The organism is Pseudoclavibacter chungangensis, assembly GCF_013410545.1.
Classification (GTDB): Bacteria; Actinomycetota; Actinomycetes; order Actinomycetales; family Microbacteriaceae; genus Pseudoclavibacter; species Pseudoclavibacter chungangensis.
Genome location: NZ_JACCFV010000001.1, coordinates 3,575,630 through 3,602,341, shown reverse-complemented (window position 1 = coordinate 3,602,341; position 26,712 = coordinate 3,575,630). Strand labels below are relative to the sequence as shown.

Here is a 26,712-nt window from a genome sequence, read left to right as displayed (position 1 = left end):
GCGGGCCGGACGGCTCAGCGCCCGAACCGGTCGAGGAGTCGCCGCCAGAACGGACGACCGTGCGAGCGGGGCACCGCGGCCAGGGCCGGGGGCCGCTCGGACGCCCCGGCCGTCGCGGTCGCGCGGAGCGACTCGGCGTCCGTGCCGGGTGCGGCGGTGCCCGATGCGGTCGCGCCCGATTCGGTGATGTCGGCCGCACCGATCACCACCGGCTCGTCCGTCCGGGGCGGGATCGTCCCGGACGCGCCGGCCGGCTCGTGCGGGGCGACCGACGACCCGCTCGGGAGCGCACTCGCCGCGCCAGTTCCGTCGTGGTCGTCGGCCGCGGTCCGCCAGCGCATCGTCCCGATGGCCTCCTGCCGGCCGGCTCCGTCGAACGCGACCGGGGCCTCGGTCACCGTCGTCTCGCTCGGCGTCGCCTCGCCCGTCGTCGTCTCGGTCGACGGGGCCACATCGGATGGGGCCACGGTCGTCGGACCCGGCGCCCACGGTGTCCCGCGCGTCGCGTCCTCGCCCGCCGGGGCGCCGCTCGGGGTCGCCCGGCGGGCCGGCCGCTCCGCGTCGTGATCGCGGCGGTCGGCGCGCGGCGGGAGCTTCGCGACGAAAGTCACCGGAGCCGTTCCCGCGTCGGACGACACCGCACCGACCGTGTCGGCCTCGCGTGTCCCGGCGCGCGTCGCCGCCTCGCGCGCGGTCGTCGTCGCGTGGGCCGGCCCATCGGCCGTTCCGGACGCATCGGGGGCGAGCCGTCCGGCGGATCCCTGCAGGACGAACACGAGCCGGACGGTCACGTCGACGTCGCGCACCCGCCGCTCCAGCCCCGCGCCGAGGCGGTAGTCAGCACGCCGGACCGTGCCGCGCAGCCCGAGGGCGAGACGCGTCCGGCCGTCCTCGTCCGTGACCGGTCGGCTGACGTCCGCGACGGCGTCGAACGGTCGTGCGATGCCGTTGACGGTCAGCTCGCCGTGCGCGACGATCCCGTCGTCCGTGCGCTCGAAATCCGAGGCGCGATAGGTGATGCTCGGGAACTCGTTCGAGCGCAGCACCACGATCGAACGCAGGCGGTCACCGCGATCGTGGCCCTCCTCCGTCCGGAACGAGGCCGCGTGGACGACGATACGGATCGAGGTGTCCGCGGGGTCCGCGGCGGTCTTCGCGATCGCGGCATATCGTTCGAACCTGCCGACGAGTCGTCGGCCGATCCGGAACTCGATCCGGCTCCGCGACTGCTCCGCCACCCAGGTGCCGACGATCCGATCATGCCTCGAGTCGACTGCTCGCGTCACGCTCACTCCTTCTGGCACCGTTCCCGTCCGGCGCGGTGCTTGCCGCGGGCGGTGCACCATCACTATGCCCTGTCCCCCCGGTCAGCGAAAGCGCGCCCCACCGCGGCCGACGTGCGCAGGACCATCATCGCGTCGATCCGCACGCGAACACGGTCGCCGAGCAGGAACTCGCCGGTCGGTGTCACGGCCGCCCACCGAACGCCGTAGTCGCGCCGATCGATCGTTCCCCGGGCGCACAGCGCGAGCCGCGGGACGCCGTCGTCCGCGGTCACCGGCCCGTCGACGTCCAGGGCGAAGCGTTCCGTCCTCGTGACGCCCCGCAGCGTGAACGGTCCCTCGACGGCCATCGACCCCTCCCCCTCGTCCACGAGCACCGCACCGGACGCGAACGTCATGTGCGGATGGTGCGCGGCGTCGAACACGTCGGCGGCCTGGTGCTGCTCGTTCCGGGCCCGGTCGCCGGTCTCGATGGAGGCCACGTCGACGGCCACGGACGCGGAGGTGTCCGGCAGCGCGTCGCCCGTGGTCATGGCGATGTCGAAGCGCTCGAAGGTCCCTCGAGCACGACCGATGCCGAGGAGTGCGACCTCGAACCGCACCGACGAGCGGCGTGGGTCGCACGCCCACGTCCCCCGCTGCCACTCGCCCCTCCCGCGCGACCCGTTCGTCCCGGGCCGCCGGGCGTCCCCGTCGTCGTGCATGCTGGTTCCCCCCTCGCGTGTCCCCGCGGCATGATCGTGGCCCCCACCACGCATCACGCCCGCGTCTCCCGTACCGTCGGCCGCCGGGCGCCGCTCTGCAAGGCTGCGTGACGTCGGTCGATGCTCGCCCGGAGCACGCCGGACGCGTCCAGGTGCTCGGGGGATTCGCAGTTCGCGACGACGCCGGCTCATCGGCTCGACGCCGCGCGTTCACGCGCTCGCGCTGCTCGCGGGGTCCTTCCGTTCCGCGTCGACGGCACCGGCCGGCACAGCGGGCGTCGACGTCGTCCCGGCCGCCTGCGCCCGCTGGGCGGCGGCGACCTGACGCATGAAGCGCATGACGTCCTCGTCGACGAAGATGTCGCGCGGGTGCAGGGGGCGCGAGAGGTAGAGCCCGTCGAGGGCGCGGATGCGGGAGAGCGCCACGTAGGTCTGCCCCGGCGAGAACGCGCGCGCGCCGAGGTCGACGATCGCGCGATCGTAGGTCTTGCCCTGCGACTTGTGGATCGTGACGGCCCACGCCAGCCGCAGCGGGAACTGCGTGAACTCGCCGACGACCTCGCGCTTCAGCTCCTTCGTGACCGCCGAGTACGAGTACTTGAGCTTCTCCCACACGATCGGCTCGACCTCATGCTCCTCGCCGTCCACCTCGACGTACACGGTCCGGTCGATGCGCGTGACCTCGCCGATCGAGCCGTTCACCCAGCGGCTGTCGACGTCGTTGCGGAGGAACATGACCTGGGCGCCGACCTTGAGGTCGAGCGACTCCTCGGCGGGGAAGTTGCGGCCGCCGAAGTCGCCCGTGATCTCGGCCTTCGCGGTCATCGAGCGCCCCGCGAGACGCTCGAGGTTCTCGGCGTTGATGCGCGTGACCTGCGCATTGCGGGCCGCGAGCGTGATCGTCCCGTCGCTCGGCGCCGGACGGGCGCCGACCTCGTTGAGGCGGCCGGCCATCTCGGCCGTCACCTGTCCGTAGCGGACGCCCGTCAGGATCTGCTTGAACTCGTCCTCGTGCTGTCGGTGGATCTCGCGCAGCGTGTGGATGCGAAGCTCCGTCTCGAGCCACACGCGCGCGTCGAAGAACCACAGGGAGCGGTAGTGGTCGCGGAAGTACGCCCGCTCGTCGCCGTGCGAGGGGGGCACCGGCGCGAGCTGGAACGGGTCGCCGAACATGACGATCTGCACGCCGCCGAACGGCTCGTCCTTGCGCCCCCGGGCCTGCCGGAGCGAACGATCGATCGCGTCCATGAGGTCGGCGGACACCATCGAGACCTCGTCGATCACGAGCGTGTCGATCGTGTTGAGCAGTTTCCGCACGTCGCCGTTCTGTTCGATCGGCGACGAACCGATGACGCCGATCGGGAGCTTGAAGAGCGAGTGGATCGTCTGCCCGCCGACGTTGAGCGCCGCGACGCCCGTCGGGGCCGAGATGACGAGCTGCTTCGAGGTGTGCCACGAGAGGTGGTTGAGCAGCGTCGACTTGCCCGTGCCCGCGCGACCGGTCACGAAGAGGTGGTCGCGCGTGTGCTCGATCGCGTCGAAGACCGCCTGCTGTTCCTGGGTCAGCGTGATCGTCATGCGTCGTCCCCCGTCGATGTCGTCCCCCGCGCCCCGCCTCGCCGTTCGTCCGCGGCCCGATCGCGCTCCGCGAGCGCGCGCAACTGCTCGTTGTACGCCTTCAGCTCGGCGTCGCCGTCGCGGGCCGCGCGGCGGTCGGTGCGCCGCTGTTCGCGCTCGTCGGAGCGGTACCAGGCGATCGCCACGAGGAGCGCGAGGATCACGGTCGGGAACTCACCGAGCCCCCACGAGATCGCACCGCCGAGCTGCTGGTCGTCGAGCGCGGTCGCCGGCCCCCACGTCCTGCCGGTCGCGCCGTACCAATCGGCCATGAGCAGGCTCGTGCCGGTCATGATGCTGAGCCCGAAGAACGCGTGGAACGTCATGACGAGGACGAGTGCGAGCAGGCGCAGCGGGTAGGGGGCGCGGTTCGGGATCGGGTCGATGCCGATGAGCGACTGGGTGAAGAAATAGCCGACGATCAGGAAGTCCGCGACCATCCACATGTGTCCGACGTGATCGGTCACGGCCCAGCGGAACAGGGGCGTGTAGTAGAAGATGAGCAGCGATCCGGCGAACAGCACCGACGCGACGATGGGGTGCGTGAAGAAGCGGCTGAAGCGCGAGTGGATGATCGACATGGCCCACTCGCGGGCACCGGTCGAACCGTCGTGTCGGGCGGGCACGGCGCGCAGGAGGAGCGTCATGGGCGCGCCGAGCGTGAGGAAGATGGGCGTGATCATCGAGAGCACCATGTGCTGGCTCATGTGCGCGCTGAACAGGAACTGTCCGTAGACGATGAGCGCCCCGTTGACGAGGTACAGCAGCAGCAGGATGCCGAGCGTGAACGAGATCGTGCGGAGCACGGGCCACCGGTCGCCGCGGCGGTGCAGGCGCACGACCCCGACGAGGTAGAGCGCGAGACCGAGGACGCACAGCGTCGTCCAGATCGGGTCGAGGCGCCACTCGGTGAACAGCCGCGAGAACTCGAACGGCGGCGGCAGCTCGTTGCCCGAGAGCAGCTGCGCCGGCGACGGATCGGCGAGCTGTTCCGCCGTGACGTCCTGCACGACCGACGGCGTGCGGCCGAGTGCGGCGGCGAGCCCCGCGGCGACCCCCATGAGCGCGAGTTCGAGTCCGATGAGCCACGCGAGCGGCGCGCGCTTCGCCGTGCCGTCCTCCGCGGGCCGCATGCGCCCGATGAGCGTCCTGCGCTGCAGCGCCCCGAAGATGCCGAGGCCGATGAGGGCGACGACCTTGAGCACGACGAGCACGCCGTACGGCTCCGTGAGCGCGGCCCACGATCCGACGTTGATGACGGCGGCGACGACGCCCGAGAACGCCGTGACGGCGAACGACACGAGGGCGATGCCGGAGAAGCGACGCACGACGTCGTAGCGGCGCGCGGGCGTGAGCGCGGGCGTGACGAGGGCGAGCAGCACGAGACCGCCGAGCCACACGGCGGCACCCGTGTAGTGGAGCGTGATGCCGCCGATCGCCGTCTCGTGGTTCGCCGCACCGGCCGCGTGCCCCTGCGAGGCGAGCGGCCACAGCGCGAACAGCGCGAGGAGTGTCGAGAGACCGACGCCCCACATCGACCGCACCGCGAACACGACGACGGACAGGACGAGGATCATGCCGAGATCGAGCAGCCACAGTCGGCCGAGGTCGATCTCGGTGAAGAAGAAGCGAAGCTGCTCCCCGAACTCCGCGCTCGCGGAGAGGGGGACGCCGCTGATCTGCAGGTAGGTGAAGAACGCGGCACCGGCGGTCGCGACGGTCCACGCGGTCGCGGCACCGGAGGCGATGCGCATGACCCGCTCGAACTCCGGGCCCGTCCGGCTCACGACGCACGACGCGAAGACGAGCGCACCGATCGTGACCGCGGCCGTCAGGTTGTACGCGAGGCGCAGCACGGGGAGCCCCCAGCGCACGATCGGGCCGGGATCGGCGAGCGCGACCGCTGCGGCGCCGCCACCGAAGCCGAGCCCGAGCAGCATCGCGACGAGGGCCGCGGCCAGGAGCGCGGCGGGCCCGAACTGCACGAACCGGATCGCTCCCGGCGTCCACGCCGCGGTGATCCCGCCGGTCGCGCGAAGCGTCCCGCTCGTCGCCGGCCGCGTCGCCGCGGTGGACGCCGGGGCGCGTTCGTCGGCCGTGGGCGCCGCCTCGTCGTTTCTGGGCATGGTGCCTCCAGCCTACGCGCGACGAGACCGGCCGACTCGCGCATCGCCACCATCGATCGAGGACCGATCGACGCTCCGCGGTCGCACACGGCGGAAACCGCCTGATAGCGTCGGGCATCTTGAATTCTCGCACCGCCGCGAACGGAGATCGTATGAGCACCGCCCCCTCGACCGCCGCCCCGCCACGGGAGCAATGGACCGGTCAATTCGGGTTCATCATGTCGGCCATCGGCTCCGCCGTCGGCCTCGGCAACATCTGGCGCTTCCCCGGCGTCGCGTACGAGAACGGCGGCGGGGCGTTCCTCATCCCGTACCTCATCGCGCTCGTCACGGCGGGGCTGCCGATCCTCTTCCTCGACTATGCGCTCGGCCACCGGTTCCGGGGCTCGGCGCCGACGGTGTTCCGCCGCATCGGCGGACGCATCGGTCGGTTCACCGAGTCGCTCGGCTGGTTCCAGGTCGCGATCGCGTTCGTCATCGGCCTCTACTACACGGCGATCATCGGCTGGGCGCTGAGCTACTTCGTCTTCTCATTCGACCTGCGCTGGGGCGACGACCCGACGTCCTTCCTCACCGACGAGTACCTGCAGGTGAGCGAACCCGGCCTCAGCACGACGTTCGTGCCCGGCGTCCTCATCCCGCTCGTCTTCGTCTGGGTCGCCGTCATCGCGGTGCTCGCGGCGGGGGTGAAGAAGGGGCTCGAACGTGCGAACGTCATCGCGATCCCCGCGCTCGGTGTCGCCTTCCTCGTCCTCGTCGTGCGTGCACTCTTCCTCGACGGTGCCGTCGACGGCCTCAACGCGCTCTTCACACCGAACTGGGCGGCGCTCGGGGACCCGAGCGTGTGGATCGCGGCGTACAGCCAGATCTTCTTCTCGCTCTCCATCGCGTTCGGCATCATGGTCACGTACTCGTCGTACCGCAAGCGACGCGCGAACCTCACGACACCCGGCCTCGTCGTCGCGTTCACGAACTGCTCCTTCGAGCTGCTCGCCGGGATCGGTGTCTTCGCGACGCTCGGCTTCTTCGCGTTCCAGCAGGGCACCACGATCGATCAGCTCGATGGGATCACGGGCGTCGGGCTCTCGTTCATGACCTTCCCGGCGATCGTCTCGCAGATGCCGGGCGGCCCGCTGTTCGGCTGCCTGTTCTTCGGTTCGCTCGTGCTCGCCGGCTTCACGTCGCTCATCTCGATCCTGCAGGTCGTCTCGGCGGGCGTGCAGGAGAAGTTCGGGCTCACCTCGCGCAGCGCCCCCGTCGTCGTGGGAGCCGTGAGCGCGGTCCTGTCGATCCTGCTGTTCTCCACCACGACCGGACTCCTCGCGCTCGACGTCATGGACGAGTGGGCGAACAACATCGGCATCGAGTTCTCGGCCGTCGTCGTGACGGTGCTCGTGTTCTGGGTGCTGCGCCGCGGGCGTGAGCTCGAGTACCACCTCAACGCGGTCTCGACGTTCAAGGTCGGCCGGATCTGGCTGTTCTTCGTCGCAGTGCTCGCACCCGTCCTGCTCACGTACATGCTCTACGAGCGCATCAAGGACCTCGTCCTCGACGGCTACTCGGACATGCCCGGCTGGTACCTGGCAACGTTCGGTTGGGGGACGATCGTGTTCTGCATCATCGCGGCGATCGTCCTCACGGCCTTCCGCTGGGTCCGATCGCCGGACGAGTTCACGCCGTGGCCGCCGTATCCGCCGACACCGACCTCGAGCGAGCGGACGGAGGCGGGCGCATGACTCCCATCGCGATCACCGTGCTGGTCCTGTCCGCGATCTTCCTGTGGGGCGGATCGGCGGCGAGCATCGTCTTCCTGCGCCGCCGCCCGAACGTCACGAGCTTCCCACCCGGCGGCGAGGACGACGAGCGCCTCGACGCGGGCCCGATCCCCCGCGACACCTGATCGCGCACCCGCACCACCGGGAACGCACGAAGGGCCGCCCTCACGGGGCGGCCCTTCGTGCGTCGCGTCGACTACTTGACGGCGGCCTTGAGCTTCGAGCCGGCCGAGATCTTGACGCCCTTCGAGGCCGCGATCTGGATGGCCTCACCCGTCTGCGGGTTGCGGCCGGTGCGCGCGGCACGGGCGGTCTGCTCGACCGAGATCCAGCCGGGGATCGTGACCTTGACGTCCTTGGCGACGTTCGCGGCGAGCTGTGCGAAGAGCGCGTCGAGCACACCGCTCACGGCGGCCTGGCTCTGGCCGGTCTCGGCGGCGATCGAGGCGACGAGTTCGGTCTTGTTCACGGTCTTGTCTGCCATGGGTCCTCCTTCAGGACGTACTCCGCCCGATGGCGGTTGCAGGTTCGGTTGCTGTTGCCGTGTGCGCCCGGGGGATCCCGACGCCCGCGGGATTCCGCGGCCGCGCTAGCGGTGGCAACGGTCGAAACGCTATCAGCGGCGGGCCGTTCGGCCCGTCAATTCGCGGAACACGCCGTGATTCGGGCTCATTTCGCCGCAGTTTTCCAGCAAACGGGGCATCTGCGGGCCCGTGAGGCCGGTGCGACGGCGCGTACTCGGTGCCTTCCAGGCCGGATTCCCTACCCTCCCGGTATGCGCCGGACCGCGATGATCCCTCCCGTGCTCCTCGTCGCCGTGCTCCTCGCGGGCTGTCAACAGCAACCGAACGGGGCCGTGCCGGTCACGACGACGCCCCCGCCGACGGCGTACGCCCAGATCGACGCGGTCCGCACGGCGCTCGGCGGGGACTGGTCGCCACTCGACGAGGTCCTCGATGCAAGGTGCACCGTCGAGGGCGGCGCCCCCGACGGCGGGCGGCAGGCCGTCGTCACGACGACCTCCGAGGCGAGTCGAGACCGCGCCGCGGTCGGCGATGCCGGTCAGCTCGCATTCGATGCCCTCGGCGCGAGCGGTGACACGGTGGAACCGTTCACGTGGAGCGGCTTCCGCACCGTCGTCACGAGCACCGACATCGCGGGGAACCGCACGACCGTGACGATCGAGTCGCAGTTCGCCGAGATCCGCCGAGAGGGGCCGTGCGTCGACGCCGGTTGATCCGCGGCACCACGCCACGACCCGTCCCGCTCCGCCGACGTCCGACCGACTGACCGACACTACGCATCCACGACGACCGACGACCCGCACCGAGGATGGAGCAGTCATGACGATCCGATACGACGCCGAGTACACCGAGCCCGACGGTCGGCCGACCGTCACGTTCCGACGCCCGCTCACCCACGACCCGGCCGACGTGTGGCGGGCCGTGAGCGATCCGGCGGAACTCGCGCACTGGTTCCCCTCGCCCGATGTGCACTACGAGGAGCGGGTCGGGGGCCCGATCCGGCTGTCGGGCGATCCGTACGACCCCGACGGTTCGACGGGGACCGTGCTCGCGTGGGATCCGCCGCGTGCGTTCGGGTTCGAGTGGGGCGAGGACCGGCTGCACCTGCACGTCGAGCCGCACGAGCACGGCGCGCTGCTGACGCTCGTCGACGAACTCGAGACCGAGGGCGGGGCGGCCCGCAACGCCGCGGGATGGGACATGTGCCTCGAGGCGCTCGAGGCCGCGCTCGACGGCCGCGCGGCCGACCCCGTCGACGGCGGGATGGCCGCGTTCGTCCCCGTCCGCCGCGCCTACGCCGAGCGCGGATTCCCCGACGACGGTCAGGTGCCGGGCGACCAGGGGCCCGACCACACCGAGGACACGACGCAGCCGCGCAGCACGTGACCCGAGCCGTGCGCCGTCCGCGTCACGCGCGCGAGGGTGGCACCCTCTACCACTCCAAGATCACCGCAGGCACACCGTCCGCGTCACGCGCGCGAGGGTGGCACGGTGGGACGACGGGAGCGACGAACGAGGACGGACCCCGGCGATGCCGGGGTCCGTCCTCGTTCGTGTGGTGCGGCCGGGGTTACCAGCTCGACTTGGTCACGCCGGGCAGCTCGCCACGGTGCGCCATGTTGCGGAAGCGGACGCGCGAGACGCCGAACTTCGAGAGCACGCCGCGCGGGCGGCCGTCGATGCTGTCGCGACCGCGCACGCGCACGGGCGAGGCGTCGCGGGGCAGCTTCTGCAGGGCGACGCGGGCCGCCTCACGCGACTCGTCGGTGCCGTTGGGGTCGATGAGCGCCTTCTTCAGCTCGAGGCGACGCTCGGCGTAGCGGGCGACAACGGCCTTGCGCTGCTCGTTCTTGGCGATCTTGCTCTTCTTGGCCATGGTTAGCGCTCCTCTCGGAATTCGACGTGCTTGCGGATCACCGGGTCGTACTTCTTGAGCACGAGACGGTCGGGGGTGTTGCGACGGTTCTTCTTCGTGACGTAGGTGAACCCGGTGCCCGCGGTCGAACGGAGCTTGATGATCGGACGGACGTCCTGCGACTTCTTCGCCATTAGAGCTTGACCCCCTTCGCGATGAGCTCGGCAACGACCGAGTCGATGCCGCGCGCGTCGATGACCTTGATGCCACGGGCGCTCAGCGTGAGGGTGACCTTGCGCTTGAGCGACGGCACGTAGTACGTCTTCTTCTGGATGTTCGGGTCGAACCGACGCTTCGTGCGACGGTGCGAGTGCGAGATGCTGTGTCCGAAGCCGGGAACGGCTCCGGTCACCTGGCACACTGCGGCCATTGGTTCCTCCATCGATACCGCTCGACCGGACGGTCGAGCCCAAGATCTCTTGTCTGCGCCCCGTTCGATCCGGACGGGGTGCGGCTGCACCCGGAGGGGAACCCCGAGCACACCAAGGATCGAGCTTACGCGACACGCCCGGGGACCGCAAGGCGCATCCCACCACGTGCACACGAGCACCGCCCGGACGGATATATACTGATAACCCTTCTCAGCATGAAGCCGACGTCGAGACCACGCGCCGCGCGCACCACGCGCCCCGCGACCCGGCGCCACGGAACGCATCGACAGAAACCAGGTGAGGACGCATGAAGCGTCGCAGGTCCCTTCCATTCCTCGTCGCCGCCGCGGCGGCGACCGCCCTTCTCGCAGGTTGCTCCGGCGGCGGCCCCGCCGCGACCGACTCGCCCGACGCGAGTGCGGGCGGAACGATCGACGTCGTCGCATCGACGAACGTGTGGGGCAGCATCGCCCAGGTCGTCGGCGGCGACCACGTGTCGGTCACGTCGGTCATCGACGACCCGGACAAGGATCCGCACGAGTACGAGGCCGATTCCCGCACGCAGCTCGCCCTCAGCGAGGCCGCGCTCGTCATCGAGAACGGCGGCGGCTACGACGACTTCGTCGACACGATGCTCGCGAGCAGCAAGTCAACCGCGCCCGTGATCAACGCGGTCGACGTGTCGGGCAAGACCGCCGCGGACGGCGAAGAGCTCAACGAGCACGTCTGGTACGACTTCCCGACGGTCGCGAAGGTCGCCGACGAGATCGCGACCCAGCTCGGCACCATCGACCCCGCGAACGCGTCCACCTACACCGCGAACAGCGCCGACTTCACGACGAAGATCGAGGGCCTCGAGTCGCGCACCGCCGAGGCCGCGAGCTCCTTCACGGGCACCGGCGTCGCGATCACGGAGCCCGTTCCGCTCTACCTGCTCGAGGCCATGGGGCTCGAGAACAAGACCCCCGCCGAGTTCAGCGAGGCGGTCGAGGAGGGCACCGACGTGCCCGCGACCGTGCTCCAGGAGACCGAGGCGCTGTTCGCCCAGCACCAGGTGAAGGTGCTCGTCTACAACGAGCAGACGAGCGGCCCGTCGACCGACGCGATCCTGAACGCCGCCTCCACGAACGGGGTCACCGCGATCGGTGTCACCGAGACGCTCCCGGATGGAACAGACTATGTCGACTGGATGAGCGGCTACATCGATCAGATCAGCGCGGCGCTCTCCGCCTGACCCGCGGCGAGCACCACACCGACGCCGACGGGCGCTCCGCACGGAGCGCCCGTCGGAGCGTTCGGCAGCCATCCATCGGCGGACCCCGTACGGGGAAAGGAGACCTCTCGTGCCGACCACCACACCGGGCACCGGACCGGACGCGGGTGCCACGACCGACGCGGCGTCGGCGTCGCCGCCGCTCCTGCGGATCAGGGACGCGACGCTCACGTTCGGGGAACGGACCCTGTGGTCCGGGCTCGACCTCGATGTCGAACCGGGTGAGGTCATCGCGATCATCGGCGCGAACGGCTCCGGCAAGTCGAGCCTGCTCAAGTGCATCCTCGGGCTGCAGCCGCTCTCGGCCGGCTCGGTCGAGCTCGAGGGCGTCCCCGTGTCGCGCGGCGGATCGCGCATCGGCTACGTGCCGCAGCAGAACCTCACGGGCGGCGGGCCCGGCATCCGCGGCCGGGACCTCGTCGCGCTCGGGCTCGACGGCGGCCGGTTCGGTCTGCCCTGGCCGTCGCGGGCGCGTCGACGCCGCGTGGACGAGCTCATCCGCGACGTCGAGGCCGAGTCGTTCGCCGACCGGCGCCTCGCCGAGCTCTCCGGCGGTGAGCAGCAGCGGCTCCGCATGGCGCAGGCGCTCGCCGCCGAGCCGCTGCTCCTGCTCTGCGACGAACCGCTCCTGTCGCTCGACCTGCCGAATCAGGAGCGCGTCGTCGGCCTCATCGACGACGCGGTGCGCACGCGGCACGTCGCGAGCCTGTTCGTCACCCACGACATCAACCCGGTCCTGCCGATCGTCACACGCGTGCTCTATCTCGCCGACGGCAGGTTCCGGATCGGGACGCCCGACGAGGTGTTCCGCTCCGAGGTGCTCTCCGAGCTGTACGGCTCCCCCGTCGAAGTGCTCCGGGCACACGGTCGCATCATCGTGGTCGGCACCGACGGCGAACTCCTGCACCACGCCGATCCGAGCCACGACGGCGCCCATCACGGCGACGAGCGGACGGAGGCGGACGCATGATCGAGTCGCTCCTCCCGGCCGTCTCGAACGTCCTCGCAGCGAGCGACGCCTCGTGGTGGGACCAGATCTTCGACTTCTCCGACTACGGCAAGCTCCTCGCGCTCCTCGTCAACACCGTCATCGCGGGCGCCGTGCTCGGCGTCGTCGGGGGCCTCGTGGGCGTGTTCGTGAACTACCGCGACGTGGGCTTCGCGGTGCACGGCGTGAGCGAGCTGTCCTTCGCCGGCGCCTCGGCGGGGCTCCTGCTCGGCGTCGGTGTCGTCGAGGGGTCCCTCGTCGGGTCGGTGCTCGCGGCGCTCCTCATCGGGGTGTTCGGGGTCCACGCCGCGACCAGGAACTCGATCATCGCGGTCATGATGCCCTTCGGCCTCGGCCTCGGCATCCTCTGCCTGTCGCTCTACGACGGCCGCGCGGCGAACAAGTTCGGGCTCCTGACGGGACAGATCGTCGCGGTCGACGACCCCCAGCTCGGCTACCTCATCGGCATCTCGGTCGTCGTCGTCGTGGCGCTCGCACTCGCGTGGCGCCCGCTGCTGTTCGCGAGCGTCGACCCGCAGGTCGCCGCCGCGCGCGGCGTCCCCGTGCGGGCGCTGTCGATCGGGTTCATGCTGCTGCTCGGCATGGCCGTCGCGGTTTCGGTCCAGATCGTCGGAGCGCTCCTCGTGCTCTCGCTCCTCGTCACGCCCGCGGCCGCCGCGATGCGCGTCGCGTCCTCACCGCTCGTCGTGACGGCCCTCAGCGTCGCGTTCGGCGTCACCTCCGCGGTCGGCGGCATCCTGCTCGCGCTCGGTGCGTCGATCCCGATCAGCCCGTACATCACGACCATCTCGTTCACGATCTACCTCGTGTGCGTCATCGTGGGTGCGCTGCGGCGCCGTGTGACGCGGCGCACCACCGAGCAGCCGGCCTCGGCGTGAGGCGCCGGGCCGAGGTGACGCCGACACGCGATACCCCTCCCGTGGCGGACGCGCAATGGGGAGTGCGGATGACGGCGGGTGGCGAGCCGTCGCCTATCGTGGACGCCATGAGATCGGCTCCGAATCGCGCATCGTGGGTGGTGACCGGCATGCTGCTCCTCGCCGTCGTCGGGGCATGTCTCATGGCCGATGTCGTCACCTCGCCCGCGGAGCTCGCGGGCTGGTTCTCGTGGCTCGGTGACGACATCGCCGTCCTGCACGGCTGACGCGCGCCCGCCCACTCAGCACGTCGAACGGCACTCGGCACACAGCCCGAACACGTCGACGACGTGCTCCGGCTCCGAGAAACCGTGCGCCTCCGCGGCCCCCTCCGCCCACGCCTCGACGGCGTCCGCCTCGATCTCCACGGCGCGGCCGCACGCGCGGCAGATGAGGTGGTGATGGTGGTGACGCATGTCGCACGCCCGGTACATGAGCGTGCCGTCCGCCGCCTGCACCGTGTCCGCGAGCGCCTCCTCCGCGAGCTGGGCGAGGGCCCGGTACACGGTCGCGAGCCCGATGAAGGTCCCGCCCTCCGCGAGCCGCGCATGGAGCGTCTGTGCACTCACGAAGGCCTCCGCCTCGGCGAGACCGCGACGCACGGCGTCCTTCTGCCACGTGTTACGTCGGGATGTCACGGTCGCACCGCCGCCGGGCGCGGGGCACGCGTCTCGTCCGCCGTCACGGTGCTGCGCCGCACGCCGCGGCGAGGGCGCAGGAACGCGACGACGAACACGAGGCTCGCCGTGATGGCGATCGAGCCGCCCGCCGCGAGGCCGAACGCACGCGAGGCGAGAAGGCCGGCGATCGCGACGACGACGCCGAGCACGCACGAGAGCGCGAGCATGCCGCCGACGGACCCCGTCCAGAGGCGGGCGGCCGCGGCGGGCGCGGCGATCGTCGCGATCGCGAGGATCGAGCCGATGGCGGGCATGCACGCCGCGACCGAGAGCGCGATGATCCCGAGCACGAGTGCATCGGTCACCCCCTCCCCGAAGCCCGCGGCCTCGGCGCCCCGCCGGTCGAAGGTCGAGAAGAGGATGCGCGTCCCGAAGCCGAGGAGGGCGACGAGCACGACCGCGAGCACGACCGCGAGCGTCACGAGATTGGCGTCCGAGACGGTGAGGATCGACCCGGTCAGGAACGTGTCGACCCTGATGGGAAGGTTCGGATGCAGGGACACCACGAGCATGCCGAGGGCGTACCCGAGCGTGAGCACGATCCCCGCCGCGACGTGCGGCCCCTGCCGACGCTCACGCGACAGGAGCGTCATGAGTCCGACGAGCAGCACCCCGAACAGGCCGGCGCCGAGCACGATGTCGATGCCGACGATCGCCGCGACGACCCCGCCCGGGAACGTGGCGTGCGTGAGCGCGACCGTGAAGAACGCGCGTCGGCGGAGCACGACGAGAGTTCCGACGAGCCCGCACACGAGCCCGACGAGGACCGCCGCGACGATCGCGCGTGTGAAGTAGTCCATCAGCGCACCCCGAGCACCGTCATCGGTTCCTGATCCGCACCGGACGGAAGATCGGCATGCGACCCGCTGCGAGGTCGACGCCGCACCACACCCGTGACGAGCCCGCGAGCGGCCGCGACCGCGAGATAGCCGCCGACGAGCACGAGGGCGAGCACGGCACTCGGCGAGGCACCGACCCGCAGATCGACCGAGAGCGCGTAGCTCAGGGCGAGCCCGAGGACCGACGCCGATATCGCGACACCGACCGCGAGGGGGACGATGACGGCGAGCCGACGCGACAGGAGCCTCGCGATCGCGGCGGGCGCGATGAGCACGGCGAGCACGAGCAGGTTGCCGACGGCACGCGAGGCCGCGACGACGACGAGCGCGATGGCGGCGTTGAGCGCGAGCTCGAGGACGAGCACCCGCAGGCCGGCCGCGCGGGCGCCGCGCACGTCGAACGACACGAACAGCTGCTCCTTCCACGTGACGGCCACGAGGAGGACCGCGACACCGCCGCACAGCGCGATCGCACCGAGGTCCGACGACGACACGGTGAGGAGCTGACCGAACAGCAATTGCTCGAGCCCCGTCGTGTAGTCGGACCGCGTCGACACGAGCACGACCCCCAGGCCGAACGCCCCGGCGAGCACGACGGCGGTCGCGGCATCCGACCCCGCTCCCGGCAGCCGCCGCGCGACGATCGTGAGCACGACCGTCGCGACGAGGGCCGCGACCGCGGCACCGGGGTACACTCCCTCGGGCCCGCTCAGGAGGAAGCCCGCCACCGCGCCGGGGAACACGGCGTGCACGAGCCCGTCGCTCAGGAACTCGAGGCCACGCAGGTTGAGGGCGACGCCGACGACCGCCCCCGCGACCGCGAGCATGAGGAGGGCCGCGAGCGCGTTCTGCATGAACGGCAGGGCGAACACGGTGCCGGGATCGGTCACGGGTGGTGCCCCTCGATCGCGACGTGCACGTGCGGTGGTTCGTCGACGCCGCGGAACCCGGTGTCGTGATCATGGCCGTGGGCCAGGTGGTGATGGCCGTGGGCCTCCCCGTCGGCGGACGCGTGCTCGAACGTCCGCCGCAGGTTCTCGGGCGTGAGCGTCGCGTCGATCGGGCCCGCCGCGATCTGGCACCGGTCGACGAGCAGGACGTGCGAACACACGTCGCGCGCCAGCTCGAGGTCGTGCGTGGACACCACGATCCCGACGCCGTCGGCCCGCAGCTCACGGAGCGTTCCGACGAGCCGCTCCCGGCTCGTCCGATCGAGCCCGTTGAAGGGCTCGTCGAGCAGGAGCAGGCGCGGCGCGGCGACGAGCGCGCGCGCGAGGATGCCGCGCTGCTGCTGGCCGCCGGAGAGCGCACCGAAGCGGCCGCCCGCGTGCGGCGTGAGACCCACACGTTCGATCGCCGCCGCGACGGCCTCCCGATCCCGGCGTCCCGGCAGGCGGAACGCGCCGAGACGGTGATACCGCCCCATCATGACCACCTGTCGGAGCGTGACGGGGAAGTCCGGATCGATCTCGTCCGTCTGCGGCATGTACCCGACGCGCCCCGTCGCCGCCCTGGCGGAACCACCCAGCACCGCCGCCCGGCCCGACACGACGGGGACGAGCCCGAGAAGCCCCGCGAGCAGCGTCGACTTCCCCGCCCCGTTCGGGCCGATGAGGGCGAGCGCGTCGCCGGGCGCGACCGAGATCGTCACGTGTTCCAGCGCCGGGGCACCGGCGCCGTAGGCGAACGTGGCGTCGGCGAGCTCGACGAGCACGGCGGTCGTGCCGTCTGCGGGGCCGGCCGTCGTCATGCGTCGACGAGACCCGCCGGCAGTTCGGACGGCGTCGCTCCCCATGCCTCGATCAGCACGTTCGTGTTGTGCGCGGTCGCGCCGATGTAGCTCGCACCCGCGCTGCCCGCCTCGCCGAGTGCATCCGTGTAGAGGGCGTCCTCGCCCGAGTACACCGTGGCACCGGTCTCGGCACCGATTCGCTCGATGGCCTCGGGCGACAGTTGTGTCTCGGTGAACACCGCCGTCACGCCGTGTTCACGGATGGCCGCGACGAGGGCGTCGATGTCGGCCGCGCTCGGTTCCGCGTTGTCGTCCCAGCTCGGCATGACCGACCCGACGAACGTGATGTCGTACGCCCGGTCGTAGTAGTAGAGCCCGTCGTGGTTCGTCACGAGCAGTCGCTTCTCGACCGGGACCTTCGCCATGTTCTCGGTGATCCACGCGTCGAGCTCGGCGAGCTTCGCCGTGTAGCCCGCCGCGTTCGCCTCGATCGTCGACGCGTCGACGCCCTCGAGCGCCGCGAGGCCCTCGGCGATGTTGGCCACCATGCGCTCGGCGTTCGTCGGTGCCGTCCAGATGTGCGGGTTCGTGCCCTCGTGGTCGTGGTCGTCCTCGGCTCCGGTCGACGCCTCGGCCGTCGGCTCCGGGGTCGTCGCCTCGGCGCCGTGGTCGTGGCCGTCCTCGCCCTCGGTGCTGTGATCGTGGCCGTCCTCGCCCTCGGTGCCGTGGTCGTGGCCGTCCTCGCCGCCGTGATCGTGACCGTCCTCGGTGCCGTGGTCGTGGTGGTGCGAACCCCCGAGCTCGATCCCCGTCGAGGCGTCGATGACGGGGCCCGTGTAGCCGGCGGCCGCGAGCGTGTCGTCGAGCCACTCCTCGAGCCCTGCACCCGACACGACGACCGCATCGGCGGCGGCGATCGCGGCGAGGTCCGCCGGGGTCGCCTCGAACGAGTGCACACTGCGTCCCGGTCCGAGGAGGTTCGTGATACTCGCGTCCACACCCTCGAGCAGGCGCTGCGTGAAGTCGGTCACCTGCGTCGTCGTGGTCACGACCGACGGGCCGTCCCCCGCTGTCTGGGGAGCGGAACCGCTGCACCCGGCGAGCGTGAGGGCGGAGACGGCCGTGAGGCCGGCGACCAGAGCGAATCGGGGTGGGGTGCGCACGAACATCCTGTTCTGCCCCGGTCGCGGTCGGTCGACGCCCGCCGACCAGGGGGAGCTCGGACGTCGAGAACGTCGTCGACCCTATCTGTAATGAAAATCGTCGTCAACAAGGCGGGTGACGCCAGACTATGCCGCCCCGCGGTCCAACGTCCCGATGTGCGCCCCCGCGTCGTCGTACACGAGCAGCCGGTCGCCCTCGACGACGACGCGGTGCGCACCCGACAACCACGTGTCGACGTCGAAGCAGAACATGAGCGTCGACGCGAGACGCTCGACCACCGCGCCGTCACCCGTCGGCGCCCACTCACCGAACAGGGTGTTGCACCCGTCGTTCCCACCGAGCCCACCGCCCTCGCGGAACTCGAGCGAGACGGGAACCGGCCCGTTCGGGCCCTCGGTCGTGCCGGACCACTCGTCGACGATCGCCGGGAACGCACGCGCGACGAACACGGCCACGGTGAGCACGACGAGCAGCACGAGCACGCTGATGACGGCGGGGCGAACCGGCGACGAGGTGGTCTCGTCGCGTCGGACACCGGTCGATTCGGTCACGCCGAGAGTCTCGCACTCGAACATGCCACGCTGCCGCGAGTCGGCTCAGGAGCCGCGACGCCGCACACCGCGCGTCCTCCGACGCCGTCACCGTGCGGGTCGCGCCCACGATCCCCGCGTGCCCCACTCGCGAACCCGACGTCCGATCGTGTTCACGGGCTTCGACCCCGTCGTCCCGGGCGAGTCTGCCCGATCGGACACATCATCCGCCGGGAGCTGTGAGAACACCGTGATTTTTGGGTATGGTTGGGTGTCACTCGGGATCCCTCCCGTGTATCCGCGAGTGCGATGTTGGGGAACATCGCGCTCGGCCCACCTCCGCCGGCGGCGGCGGACGTGAACGGTACGCGGCTCGGCTCCTGGCATCCACAAGGGGGTTCCTGTCTCATGCGTATTCCGAAATCGATCGGTGGAGGGCTGGCGCTCGTCGCGCTCGCGATTCCGCTCTCACTCGCCGCGGCCGCGCCCGCGACCGCCACGACACCGAGCGAGGGCTACTGGATCCAGGCGTCCTTCGGGTACGACCGGACGCCCAGCGGCTGGCCCGGCGACCAGGACCTGCTCTACTTCGAGAAGGTCGACACGCAGCCCAAGGGCAACGACGTCCTGAACCCCACGGACGACCCCCAGGCGTTCCCGCGCGAAGCATGCGGGTACCAGACCATCCAGGTCGACAACATCTACGTCGAGCCCGGTTCGTCGGAGCCCGAGGTCGGCAAGGCCTACACCGCACCGTTCAAGTCCACCGAGAACTGGACCGTCGCCGGAGCCGCGCACTACGTCGTCGCCGACAACGCCGCCATCCAGGACCTCTGCACGACCGTTCCGCCCGTGACGGCCGAGGCGCCCGCTCCCGTCGTGAACGACGTGTGCGAGCCGTCCGACGGTGACACGCAGGACACCTACACGATCCCCGAGTCCGAGAGCGTCGACTACTCGGTCGACGGCGAGATCGTCCCGGCGGGCACGTACCCGGCAGACGGCACCGAGGTCGTCGTGACCGCGACCGCCCGCGAGGGGTACACGCTCGAGGGCGACTCGACGTGGACGCTCGAATTCACGAAGGACGCCTGCCCGGCGGCCCGCGGTCCCGTCGCGGCGGAGCCCACGTCCCAGGACGTGTGCGAACCGAGTGACGGTTCGGTCGTCGACACGGTGACGATCCCCGAGAGCGACGTCATCGAGTACTCGATCGACGGCACGGTCGTCCCGGCCGGTGACCACCTCGTCGCGGGAACCGAGGCCGTGGTGACCGCCGCAAGCCTCGACGGCTCGGCCATCGAGGGAACGAGCACGTGGACCTTCTCGTTCACGAAGGTCGCGTGCGAGCCGACCACGCCTCCCACCGAGCCGACAACGCCTCCCACCGAGCCGACCACGCCTCCCACCGAGCCGACCACGCCTCCCACGGCGGCAGGCCCGAGCAGCGGCGCGCCGTCGGTGGCGGACGTCTGCGAGCCGGGTGACGGCACGACGAACGACACGCTCCTCATCCCGTCCGTCGAGGGCATCCAGTTCAGCCTCAACGGCGTCGCCGTGGAGCCCGGTGAGCACACGATCGCCGGCACGACCGTCGTCCTGACGGCCGAGGCGCTCGAGGGCTACACGGCGGAGGGCACGACGGAGTGGACGATCACGTTCACGAAGGAAGCGTGCGGCTCGATCCCGCCGACCTCGTCGACCCCGCCGTCGGCCTCGACGCCGCCCTCGGCTCCCGTCGCCTCGACGCCCGACTCGCAGCTCGCGACGACCGGCGCCGAGTCGGTCGTGCCGCTCGGCCTGACGGCCCTCGCGCTCGTCGCGCTCGGTGGCGCCCTGTTCATCGCCCGCCGGAGCCGTACGGCCCGCGACTGATCCGACGAACGCGGCCGATGGGCCCGCTCGAACCGCACACCGGTTCGCGCGGGCCCTTCGCCGTTTCACGCCCCGGGTCGACAGCCCGGTGGCGACCGGACGAGGTCGTCGACCGTCCGAGCGGGACCCCGTGCGTCACCCCCGGGGTGAGTCGTACGTCCTCGGATCGTTCGGATCATTCGTCCCGTCCGGCCTCCACTCGGGCCACGAGTCGGCGAATCGTCCGAGCAGGCGCGCGAACTCGATGCGCTCCGCCTGCGTGAACCCCCCGAGCGCCTGCTCGACCTGGGCGCGTCGTCGCCCACGGCGACCGCCGGCGAACGCACGACCACGATCGGTCGGCGCGATCCGCGTGCGCCGCGCATCCTCGGGATCCGGGTACCGCTCGGCGAGATGCATCTGAACGAGCTGCTGCACGAGCCGGGACGCGCGCGGTTGGTCGACGCCGAGGCGTTCACCGATCTCGCCGACCGACAGGGTCCGCCCTTCGGACACGAGGACATCGAGGACACGGAACCGTGCGGGCCCGACGCGCCCCGGTCCCTCCCCCTCGAACGCCGGGCCGCGCTGCCGGTGGTCGGCGTGCGACCGCGGCCCGTCGTGATGCGGGTCCGGCCAGCCGGGGTGACGGTGCGGACGCGGGCGAAGGCGGCCGAGGGCCTCGAGGATCTCGTCGGTGACATCAGGCTCGTCGTTGGACACGCCTCGAATTTTACATGTTGGTTGACATGGATCAAAGTGCATGTCACACTACATACATGTCACTTGACATGCATACCGGGTGTGATGTCACCCGACGAAAGGACTTCTCATGCAGACCGAACACGACACCACCACGAACGGCCTCCCACTCGAGCAGCAGCTGCTCGACGCGCAGGCCCGAATCCACCGCTCGATCCTCGCCGCCTTCATCGAGGCAGGCGTCGACGCGCGCAGCTACTTCCTGTTGAGCGCGCTCGACGACCGGGGATCCCGACGCGGCACCGCCATCGGGCACCTGCGACACCGCCGTGTCGTCGCCGCACTCGTGGAGCGCGGCCTCGTCACAGCGGAGGGCGGCGAGCTCTCGCTCACCGACACCGGCCGCGAGGCGCTCGAACACCTCGCACGGATCGCGGAGTCGGGACGCTCGCGAGCCACCGACGTCCTCACGACCGTGCAGCGCGATGCGCTCGAGGACGCCCTCACGGCGCTCACCCCGCCGGTCGACGACGCCGATGCCGTGATCCGGCTCCTCGGCCCGAGTGCCCGACTCCCCTACCGCTCGCCGCGGGGCCGCCGGCCTCACCGTGACGCCCGCCCGCCGTTCGACCCGGAAACCGTCCGGGCGGCGGAGCGCCGAGGCCACCGTCCCCCTCGTCCCGCGGGCGACGACGAGGCGTTCCACACCGATCGACACCGTCGGTTCGAGGGCGCACCGTGGCGCGACCGTCACGCCGATGCGCAGCCGTGCGGCCACGACCACGAACCGCGGCGACGCGGTCGGGGCGGTCACGCGTTCGAACGGGGCTTCCGCCTCGGTCGCGCGAGTGCGACCGAGCACTGACCACGAAACGACACGGACACCGAGGGGGCCTGGTCCCACCGTCCTCCGAGACGGCGGACCAGGCCCCCTCGGGGTCCGTGACACCGCTCGACACCGGCCGCGCCACCGTGCGGTGCGCTGCTCCGAACGCCGCACACGACACACGCCTGTGGACAACCGCCCCGCTCCTCGTCCCGACGAGCTAGCGTCCCTGCACGACGACCGACGAGGAGGCAGCATGATCGCGTCCGACCGCGAGGACGGCCCCACGCGGTTCGTCCGGGAACTCGTGGAAGTGCTCGCGACGAGTGGTGACCGGCCGGACGAACGGGTGGACCGGTTCGAGCGACTGCTCGGTGTCCGGCTCCCTCGAGTCGGCGCACGCGTCCACGGGTGCATCCAGCGCCTCGACGATCGATCGATCGCCGTGATCTCCTACGAAACCGCTCCCCGCGCCGTTCTCCGCGTGCGTCTCGCACCCGCGGACGACGAGGCCGAGCCCCCTGTGACGCCCGCGCTCGCGCACGTTCTCGACCGCCTCTCCGCCTTCGGATTCCGGGTCCGGCCGTGGACCGGCGAGCACGGGCGCCGAATGGGTGCGTACGTCCGACGACAGCGCCTCGTCGTCGGCATCGCCGCGACCCGACACCCCGACGGCGGGGTCGGCGACGACATCGTCACCGACGTCCACGCGCGCTGGACGGCGACCCCGTGACGACCACCGCTCGTCACGTCCTGGAGCGCATCGCGCGCGGGCCGACCGTCGGGCCCGACGAGCGGCGGGTGCTCTCCGGCGTGTTCGACCGGTGTGCCGTCCTGCGGACCGATCTCGAGCGGGCGGTCGCATCCGGCGCGCTCCGTCGGATCGTGCTCGACGGAGCGCGAACGCCGTCCGTCGATCCCTTCGATGCGGTCGGCGGCGCCCTCATCCTTCCCCGCGGCCCCGTCGACAGCGTCGACGAACCCGAGATCGCCTTCCTGCTCGGACACGGCCTGCACCGAGCGGTGATCGTGGCGGGAACGATCGCGATGCGCGACGAGATCGGCGCACTCGCACACGGGATCGCCCGCGCACGGCCGCAGATCGGCCGACACGGTCCGCACCGCGACTACTCCGGCGTCGTCGACGGCCTCGTCGTCGTCCACGAGTTCGACGAGGCGCGCGCCCAGATCGCGGGCTGGAACGCGTCGGTCGAGTTCCACCGCTCGGTGCTCGGCGAGCTCGCCCCGGAGGACCTCGCGCACGGTCCCCGAGCGGACGACGTCCTCCGCGGCTCGCGCCTCGCGGCACGACCCCGTCCGCCGTTCACCCTCGAACGCGACCTCACGCTCGCGCCGACGCCCCGCAACCTCGACGCGATGCTGCGCGTCCGCGTCCGGCGTCCACCCGAACGGGCGGCGCTCGGCCCCGAGGGCACCTCGGATCACGCGAATCTCGCCGGCGCGGTCGCCGTGGGCTTCGTGTGCCGCGTGAACCGTTCGCACCATCCGCGTTCGGGAACGGCCTCGGAGGTGGCCGTCGCTCTCGACCTCTCGACGCACGCGCTCGACCCCGCGCTGCTGCTCGCGAACGGCATCGACCTGGGCACCGACCGGGCCCCGGTGCCCTACCTCGACGTCGGCCCCGAACCACGCCGCCGCGGCCGCTTCCACCACACCATCGGCCGGAACGACCCGGTCGGCTTCACCCGTCGCGCGGCCCGGTCGTCGACGAGCATCGAGTCCGACCCGCGCATCATCGGCGGCGATGCACGGCGCGGTGGCACCCGAGGGTCGAGCGGGCGTCGGAACGGTCACGACGGTCTCGCACGCTAGGTGACGCGCGTCGCCCGATCGCCCGTACCGGAGCCGCCCGCGGGGTCGAGCGAGTGCACCTCAATCGTGCACATCACCGTTCGCGGCATCCCCGTCCGATTCGTCGCGATGCGCGACGCCGGGCCGGATGTCGTTCTCGGGCGCCCACGCGAGACGGAGGAGGAGTCGGGCGTCGCCGTCGAACGCGTGCAACACGCCCGGGGTATCGTCGGCGAACACGACGGTCGTCGCCGACTGCAGCGCCGTGGTCCCTCGGACGCACGCCCTGCGCTCGTCGCGTTCGACCTCGAGCGCGGCACCCCGGACGATCTCGGTCCAGCGTCCGCGGAACGCATTGCAGCCGTCGAAGCCCCGCAGTTCGCCGTCGTGAGCGAAGAGGAGCCACGGCACGATGTCCGCGGCGGAGCGATCCTCCTCGACGACCGACCACGCCCCGACGATGGGCCGGGGCGGCGAGCGGTCGTCCGGCCGTCCCGTGTCACCCGCCCCGTCGTCGCCGTCACGTCCCTCGAAGTTCTCGTCCATGACAGGATCCTGCCGCGAGCGGCTGAGCGGCGCGGGTGAACGAGCGCGATGCTCGTGTGGCCCCCGGCCGGTGAACTCACGCTCCTCGGTGTCGCTGCGCGCGGTCGAGTTGCTGGAACGTCTCGATCACGAGTTCGAGGCTCACGCGCGACGGCGCCTCGGGCGCGTCGTACTCGAACTCCGCGAGCTCGACGCCGCGAACGGTTCCGGCGGGGAGCTCGGCGAGGATCGACGCGACCTCGTGGGGCAGGAGTCCGTCGGCGACGCGGTAGGCGGCCGGGATGAACCCCGGTTCGAGCACGTCCCAGTCGATGTGGATCCAGACGGGCCGGCCCGCCACGATCGAGTTCACCCGCTCCGGCGTGCTGAGGGCGGGAGGGAGGATGCGCACACCGGCGTCGTCGAGTAGTTCGCGCTCGGCGGGGTCGATGTCGCGCGCCCCGACGAGCACGACGTTCGACGGGTCGAGCCCGGCGCCGTGTCCGCTGTCCCACAGCCCGCACGCGGCCGCGACGACCATGCCGCCGAGGTACCCCGATCCGGTCGTCGCGGGCGTGTTGAAGTCGCCGTGCGCATCGATCCACAGCACGACGGCGTCGGGGTAACGCTCCGCGACGGTCGGGAGCGTGCCGAGGCTCGCGGCGCACGTGTTGGTCGCGAGCAGTGGCGTCCGACCGTCGTCGAGAACGGCCGCCACGGCGTCGCGCAGCCCGTCGAGCGTCGCCGCCGCGGCGGGCAGGCTCACGGTCCAGTCGTCGTCCGTGCTCGGCTCCGGTGTCCCGACGACGGTGGGTTCGAGGTCGAGGTAGCGCGCGAGCGCATCACCCGTCGCACGGGCGCCTGCGAGCGCCCCGTCCGTCCGGTCCGCGACGCGTCCCTGCGAGATGATGAGCCCGTACTCGGTCACGGGAACTCCGTTCGTCCTGCGGCCGCCGCTCGGTCGCCCGAGCCAAGTATGCCCGCGATCGTCCCGCGGGACGGTGCTCGCCCGGCGGGCGGGAGGCCCGCCGGGCGGAGCCGCTCACGGCAGCCGGTTGGCCTTCGCGAGGTTCTCGCGCAGTTCCTCCGCGTTCTGTCGCACGACGTAGGCGGGTCGATCGCGCTCGACCCGCCACGAGTCGGCGAGCGGTCCGATGTTCACGGTGTCGAAGCCGAGCTCGTCGTAGAAGCGGGTGACGAAGTCGACGGCCTCCTGGTCGTCGCTCGCCGTCGCGAGCGCGCGGCGGTCCGGCGTCCCGGCGGGTGTGCCGTCGGTCGTGATGTCGGCGGCCGCGATGTGGTTGAACGCCTTCACGACCTTCGAGGTCGGCAGGTGCCGCTGCACGATCTCCGAGGTCGTGGTCTCGCCCCGGTCGAGCGCCTCGATGTGGCCGTCCCGCTCGAAGTAGTAGTTGTTCGTGTCGAGCACGATCTTGCCCGCGAGGGGCTCGACCGGGATGTCGTCGATGGCCTTCAGCGGCACCGTGACGACGACCACGTCGCCCGCCGCGCCGGCCTCGGCCGCGGTCGTGGCGCGGGCCTTCGGCCCCAGCTCGGCGACGAGTTCCGTGAGCGTCTCGGGCCCGCGCGAGTTGGCGATGACGACGTCGTAGCCGTGCGCGATCGCCGCTCGCGCGATCTGGCTGCCGATGTGTCCTGATCCGATGATTCCGAGTGTTGTCATGCTCGGGTCAACGCGCGCGAGGTCCCGTCGTTCCGACTGTTACGAATGTGACGCGACCGGTGCGCTCGCGGATGCCGTGCGCACGAGTCCGAACACGGCGATCGCGGCCGCGACGAGCGTCAGCATGCCGAACGCCATCCGTCCCGCCGGTGGCAGCAGGAATGCGGGCATGACGAGCGCCATGGCGATCGCGACCGGCCACATCGTCCACGATCCGGTCCGGCGGCGGAACGCGATCGCGGCGAGGACGCCCGCGACGGCGATCCCGAGGAGGCCGCCCGCGAGGAACACGAGCCCGGTGACGTTCTCGCGGGAGCCGTGGAAGATCGCGAGTGCGATCGGCGACCCCTCGCCGTACTGCCCGACGAGGTGCAGCCCGAATGCCTCGACCCCGTAGGCGGGCAGGACGAGCGCGGCGCCCGCGAGCGCGGCGACACGCGCGGCGCGAGCCGTGCGCGAGCCGTCGACGTCGGCGAGGCGCACCGCGGCGAGCGCGAATGCGGCGAGGCCGAACAGGGCCGCGATGTGGGCCACGAGCCACCAGGGCGACGCGATCGCGTCGAGGGTTCCGGTGCCACCGGCGACGTCACCGTAGGGCCGGACGAGCTGGTACGCCGCCATGAGCACGCCCGTCGCGGCGATCGGGAGCAGGAGCGCGCGCCCCACGCCGCCCGGTGCCGGTGCGGCTGCGCCGACTCGCGCCGGTTCGCGCCCCGGGATGCGTGCCCCCTCAACCGGGGTGTGACCGGTCGTCGGTCGTTCGTTCGTCGTGTGCATGGTTTCCTCCGTCTCGTCGCACCGCATTCAAGAGCGGTGCTCTCGTTCGGAACAAGTAGAGCACCGCTCTCGT

General features: G+C 71.4%; 30 protein-coding genes and 1 pseudogene. 12 read left to right on the top strand and 19 right to left on the bottom strand.

All coding sequences use genetic code 11. From position 1 onward, the window contains the following. Window positions 1-14 precede the first annotated feature (14 nt). The 4 genes from HNR16_RS15985 to HNR16_RS15970 all read right to left on the bottom strand — a co-directional run bounded on the left by HNR16_RS15985 (window position 15) and on the right by HNR16_RS15970 (window position 5,730). On the bottom strand, window positions 15-1,286 hold the full coding sequence (locus HNR16_RS15985) for a YceI family protein (RefSeq protein ID WP_179558302.1): 1,272 nt from the start codon (window positions 1,284-1,286) through the stop codon (window positions 15-17). Between the two features lie 62 nt (window positions 1,287-1,348). Further along, window positions 1,349-1,987, bottom strand: coding sequence for a YceI family protein (locus HNR16_RS15980; protein WP_179558301.1), 639 nt, complete (start codon window positions 1,985-1,987; stop codon window positions 1,349-1,351). Window positions 1,988-2,197: 210 nt separating this feature from the next. After that, entirely contained in the window at window positions 2,198-3,565 is a 1,368-nt protein-coding gene (locus HNR16_RS15975) for an ATP-dependent DNA helicase (protein WP_158038838.1), read from the bottom strand. Further along, window positions 3,562-5,730, bottom strand: a complete 2,169-nt coding sequence (locus HNR16_RS15970; RefSeq protein ID WP_225737706.1) for a bifunctional copper resistance protein CopD/cytochrome c oxidase assembly protein — start codon at window positions 5,728-5,730, stop codon at window positions 3,562-3,564. The genes HNR16_RS15975 and HNR16_RS15970 overlap by 4 nt, the downstream gene beginning before the upstream one ends. Before the next feature lie 152 nt (window positions 5,731-5,882). Between HNR16_RS15970 and HNR16_RS15965 the strand changes: the two genes are divergently transcribed. Both HNR16_RS15965 and HNR16_RS15960 read left to right on the top strand, forming a co-directional pair. Further along, the gene (locus tag HNR16_RS15965) at window positions 5,883-7,466 is read left to right on the top strand and encodes a sodium-dependent transporter (RefSeq protein WP_158038837.1); all 1,584 of its coding nucleotides are present in this window, start codon (window positions 5,883-5,885) and stop codon (window positions 7,464-7,466) included. Next, window positions 7,463-7,630 (top strand): MetS family NSS transporter small subunit, encoded by a 168-nt coding sequence (locus HNR16_RS15960; protein WP_158038836.1) that lies wholly within the window; start codon window positions 7,463-7,465, stop codon window positions 7,628-7,630. The genes HNR16_RS15965 and HNR16_RS15960 overlap by 4 nt, the downstream gene beginning before the upstream one ends. A gap of 71 nt (window positions 7,631-7,701) precedes the next feature. Here HNR16_RS15960 and HNR16_RS15955 read toward each other — a convergent pair whose 3' ends face one another. Beyond that, window positions 7,702-7,989 (bottom strand): HU family DNA-binding protein, encoded by a 288-nt coding sequence (locus HNR16_RS15955; RefSeq protein ID WP_158038835.1) that lies wholly within the window; start codon window positions 7,987-7,989, stop codon window positions 7,702-7,704. Window positions 7,990-8,280: 291 nt separating this feature from the next. On the opposite strand from HNR16_RS15955, the gene HNR16_RS15950 reads away from it, so the two are divergent. Beyond that, a complete protein-coding gene (locus HNR16_RS15950) occupies window positions 8,281-8,742 on the top strand; it encodes a hypothetical protein (RefSeq protein ID WP_158038834.1) in 462 nt (153 codons plus the stop codon). A 106-nt stretch (window positions 8,743-8,848) separates the two neighbouring features. Further along, a complete protein-coding gene (locus HNR16_RS15945; RefSeq protein ID WP_158038833.1) occupies window positions 8,849-9,415 on the top strand; it encodes an SRPBCC family protein in 567 nt (188 codons plus the stop codon). Window positions 9,416-9,599: 184 nt separating this feature from the next. On the opposite strand, the gene rpsN is transcribed toward HNR16_RS15945, so the two are convergent. Genes rpsN through rpmB form a run of 3 tightly spaced genes read right to left on the bottom strand, consistent with a single transcriptional unit; the run spans window position 9,600 to window position 10,314 of the window. Further along, on the bottom strand, window positions 9,600-9,905 hold the full coding sequence (rpsN, locus tag HNR16_RS15940; RefSeq protein WP_158038832.1) for a 30S ribosomal protein S14: 306 nt from the start codon (window positions 9,903-9,905) through the stop codon (window positions 9,600-9,602). A gap of 2 nt (window positions 9,906-9,907) precedes the next feature. Further along, window positions 9,908-10,078 carry a 50S ribosomal protein L33 gene (gene rpmG, locus HNR16_RS15935; protein ID WP_026937797.1) on the bottom strand — a complete coding sequence of 57 codons (171 nt, stop codon included), beginning with the start codon at window positions 10,076-10,078 and terminating at the stop codon, window positions 9,908-9,910. After that, the gene (gene rpmB, locus HNR16_RS15930) at window positions 10,078-10,314 is read right to left on the bottom strand and encodes a 50S ribosomal protein L28 (protein WP_158038831.1); all 237 of its coding nucleotides are present in this window, start codon (window positions 10,312-10,314) and stop codon (window positions 10,078-10,080) included. The genes rpmG and rpmB overlap by 1 nt, the downstream gene beginning before the upstream one ends. A gap of 308 nt (window positions 10,315-10,622) precedes the next feature. On the opposite strand from rpmB, the gene HNR16_RS15925 reads away from it, so the two are divergent. The 4 genes from HNR16_RS15925 to HNR16_RS15910 all read left to right on the top strand — a co-directional run bounded on the left by HNR16_RS15925 (window position 10,623) and on the right by HNR16_RS15910 (window position 13,741). Beyond that, the gene (locus HNR16_RS15925; RefSeq protein ID WP_158038830.1) at window positions 10,623-11,549 is read left to right on the top strand and encodes a metal ABC transporter solute-binding protein, Zn/Mn family; all 927 of its coding nucleotides are present in this window, start codon (window positions 10,623-10,625) and stop codon (window positions 11,547-11,549) included. Window positions 11,550-11,658: 109 nt separating this feature from the next. Then, window positions 11,659-12,558, top strand: coding sequence for a metal ABC transporter ATP-binding protein (locus HNR16_RS15920; RefSeq protein ID WP_158038829.1), 900 nt, complete (start codon window positions 11,659-11,661; stop codon window positions 12,556-12,558). Next, window positions 12,555-13,475, top strand: a complete 921-nt coding sequence (locus tag HNR16_RS15915; RefSeq protein ID WP_158038828.1) for a metal ABC transporter permease — start codon at window positions 12,555-12,557, stop codon at window positions 13,473-13,475. The genes HNR16_RS15920 and HNR16_RS15915 overlap by 4 nt, the downstream gene beginning before the upstream one ends. 107 nt (window positions 13,476-13,582) lie before the next feature. Next, window positions 13,583-13,741 carry a hypothetical protein gene (locus HNR16_RS15910; RefSeq protein WP_179558300.1) on the top strand — a complete coding sequence of 53 codons (159 nt, stop codon included), beginning with the start codon at window positions 13,583-13,585 and terminating at the stop codon, window positions 13,739-13,741. Between the two features lie 15 nt (window positions 13,742-13,756). On the opposite strand, the gene HNR16_RS15905 is transcribed toward HNR16_RS15910, so the two are convergent. The 6 genes from HNR16_RS15905 to HNR16_RS15880 form a co-directional block, all read right to left on the bottom strand. After that, window positions 13,757-14,152, bottom strand: a complete 396-nt coding sequence (locus HNR16_RS15905) for a Fur family transcriptional regulator (protein ID WP_158038827.1) — start codon at window positions 14,150-14,152, stop codon at window positions 13,757-13,759. Then, complete coding sequence (locus tag HNR16_RS15900; protein ID WP_158038826.1) at window positions 14,149-14,994, bottom strand: metal ABC transporter permease; 846 nt, start codon at window positions 14,992-14,994, stop codon at window positions 14,149-14,151. The genes HNR16_RS15905 and HNR16_RS15900 overlap by 4 nt, the downstream gene beginning before the upstream one ends. Beyond that, a complete protein-coding gene (locus HNR16_RS15895) occupies window positions 14,994-15,923 on the bottom strand; it encodes a metal ABC transporter permease (protein ID WP_225737705.1) in 930 nt (309 codons plus the stop codon). The genes HNR16_RS15900 and HNR16_RS15895 overlap by 1 nt, the downstream gene beginning before the upstream one ends. Next, window positions 15,920-16,783 carry a metal ABC transporter ATP-binding protein gene (locus HNR16_RS15890; protein WP_218868470.1) on the bottom strand — a complete coding sequence of 288 codons (864 nt, stop codon included), beginning with the start codon at window positions 16,781-16,783 and terminating at the stop codon, window positions 15,920-15,922. Before HNR16_RS15890 ends, HNR16_RS15895 begins: the two co-directional genes overlap by 4 nt. Next, the gene (locus HNR16_RS15885; protein ID WP_179558299.1) at window positions 16,780-17,928 is read right to left on the bottom strand and encodes a metal ABC transporter substrate-binding protein; all 1,149 of its coding nucleotides are present in this window, start codon (window positions 17,926-17,928) and stop codon (window positions 16,780-16,782) included. Before HNR16_RS15885 ends, HNR16_RS15890 begins: the two co-directional genes overlap by 4 nt. Window positions 17,929-18,054: 126 nt before the next feature. After that, complete coding sequence (locus HNR16_RS15880) at window positions 18,055-18,480, bottom strand: META domain-containing protein (protein WP_179558298.1); 426 nt, start codon at window positions 18,478-18,480, stop codon at window positions 18,055-18,057. A gap of 387 nt (window positions 18,481-18,867) precedes the next feature. Here HNR16_RS15880 and HNR16_RS15875 point away from each other — a divergent pair, with 387 nt between their 5' ends. After that, the gene (locus tag HNR16_RS15875; RefSeq protein WP_179558297.1) at window positions 18,868-20,334 is read left to right on the top strand and encodes an InlB B-repeat-containing protein; all 1,467 of its coding nucleotides are present in this window, start codon (window positions 18,868-18,870) and stop codon (window positions 20,332-20,334) included. 135 nt (window positions 20,335-20,469) lie between these two features. On the opposite strand, the gene HNR16_RS15870 is transcribed toward HNR16_RS15875, so the two are convergent. Beyond that, window positions 20,470-21,036: a MarR family winged helix-turn-helix transcriptional regulator gene (locus HNR16_RS15870; RefSeq protein ID WP_225737704.1), complete on the bottom strand. Its 567-nt coding sequence runs from the start codon at window positions 21,034-21,036 to the stop codon at window positions 20,470-20,472. Window positions 21,037-21,145: 109 nt separating this feature from the next. Here HNR16_RS15870 and HNR16_RS15865 point away from each other — a divergent pair, with 109 nt between their 5' ends. The 3 genes from HNR16_RS15865 to HNR16_RS15855 all read left to right on the top strand — a co-directional run bounded on the left by HNR16_RS15865 (window position 21,146) and on the right by HNR16_RS15855 (window position 23,674). Further along, window positions 21,146-21,880 carry a MarR family winged helix-turn-helix transcriptional regulator gene (locus HNR16_RS15865; protein ID WP_158038821.1) on the top strand — a complete coding sequence of 245 codons (735 nt, stop codon included), beginning with the start codon at window positions 21,146-21,148 and terminating at the stop codon, window positions 21,878-21,880. Between the two features lie 217 nt (window positions 21,881-22,097). Beyond that, window positions 22,098-22,574, top strand: coding sequence for a hypothetical protein (locus HNR16_RS15860; RefSeq protein ID WP_158038820.1), 477 nt, complete (start codon window positions 22,098-22,100; stop codon window positions 22,572-22,574). Further along, window positions 22,571-23,674, top strand: coding sequence for a hypothetical protein (locus tag HNR16_RS15855; protein WP_158038819.1), 1,104 nt, complete (start codon window positions 22,571-22,573; stop codon window positions 23,672-23,674). Before HNR16_RS15860 ends, HNR16_RS15855 begins: the two co-directional genes overlap by 4 nt. Window positions 23,675-23,734: 60 nt before the next feature. Here the strand turns inward: HNR16_RS15855 and HNR16_RS15850 are convergent, their stop codons facing one another. From HNR16_RS15850 to HNR16_RS15835, 4 genes and pseudogenes are all read right to left on the bottom strand, one after another. After that, window positions 23,735-24,199, bottom strand: a complete 465-nt coding sequence (locus HNR16_RS15850; RefSeq protein WP_158038818.1) for an META domain-containing protein — start codon at window positions 24,197-24,199, stop codon at window positions 23,735-23,737. A gap of 76 nt (window positions 24,200-24,275) precedes the next feature. After that, window positions 24,276-25,106 (bottom strand): arginase family protein, encoded by an 831-nt coding sequence (locus tag HNR16_RS15845; RefSeq protein ID WP_158038817.1) that lies wholly within the window; start codon window positions 25,104-25,106, stop codon window positions 24,276-24,278. A 114-nt stretch (window positions 25,107-25,220) separates the two neighbouring features. Then, a pseudogene (locus HNR16_RS15840) lies at window positions 25,221-25,868 on the bottom strand (NADPH-dependent F420 reductase); the annotation flags it as partial. A gap of 33 nt (window positions 25,869-25,901) precedes the next feature. Further along, the gene (locus HNR16_RS15835; RefSeq protein WP_158038815.1) at window positions 25,902-26,639 is read right to left on the bottom strand and encodes a hypothetical protein; all 738 of its coding nucleotides are present in this window, start codon (window positions 26,637-26,639) and stop codon (window positions 25,902-25,904) included. Window positions 26,640-26,712: the final 73 nt, after the last annotated feature.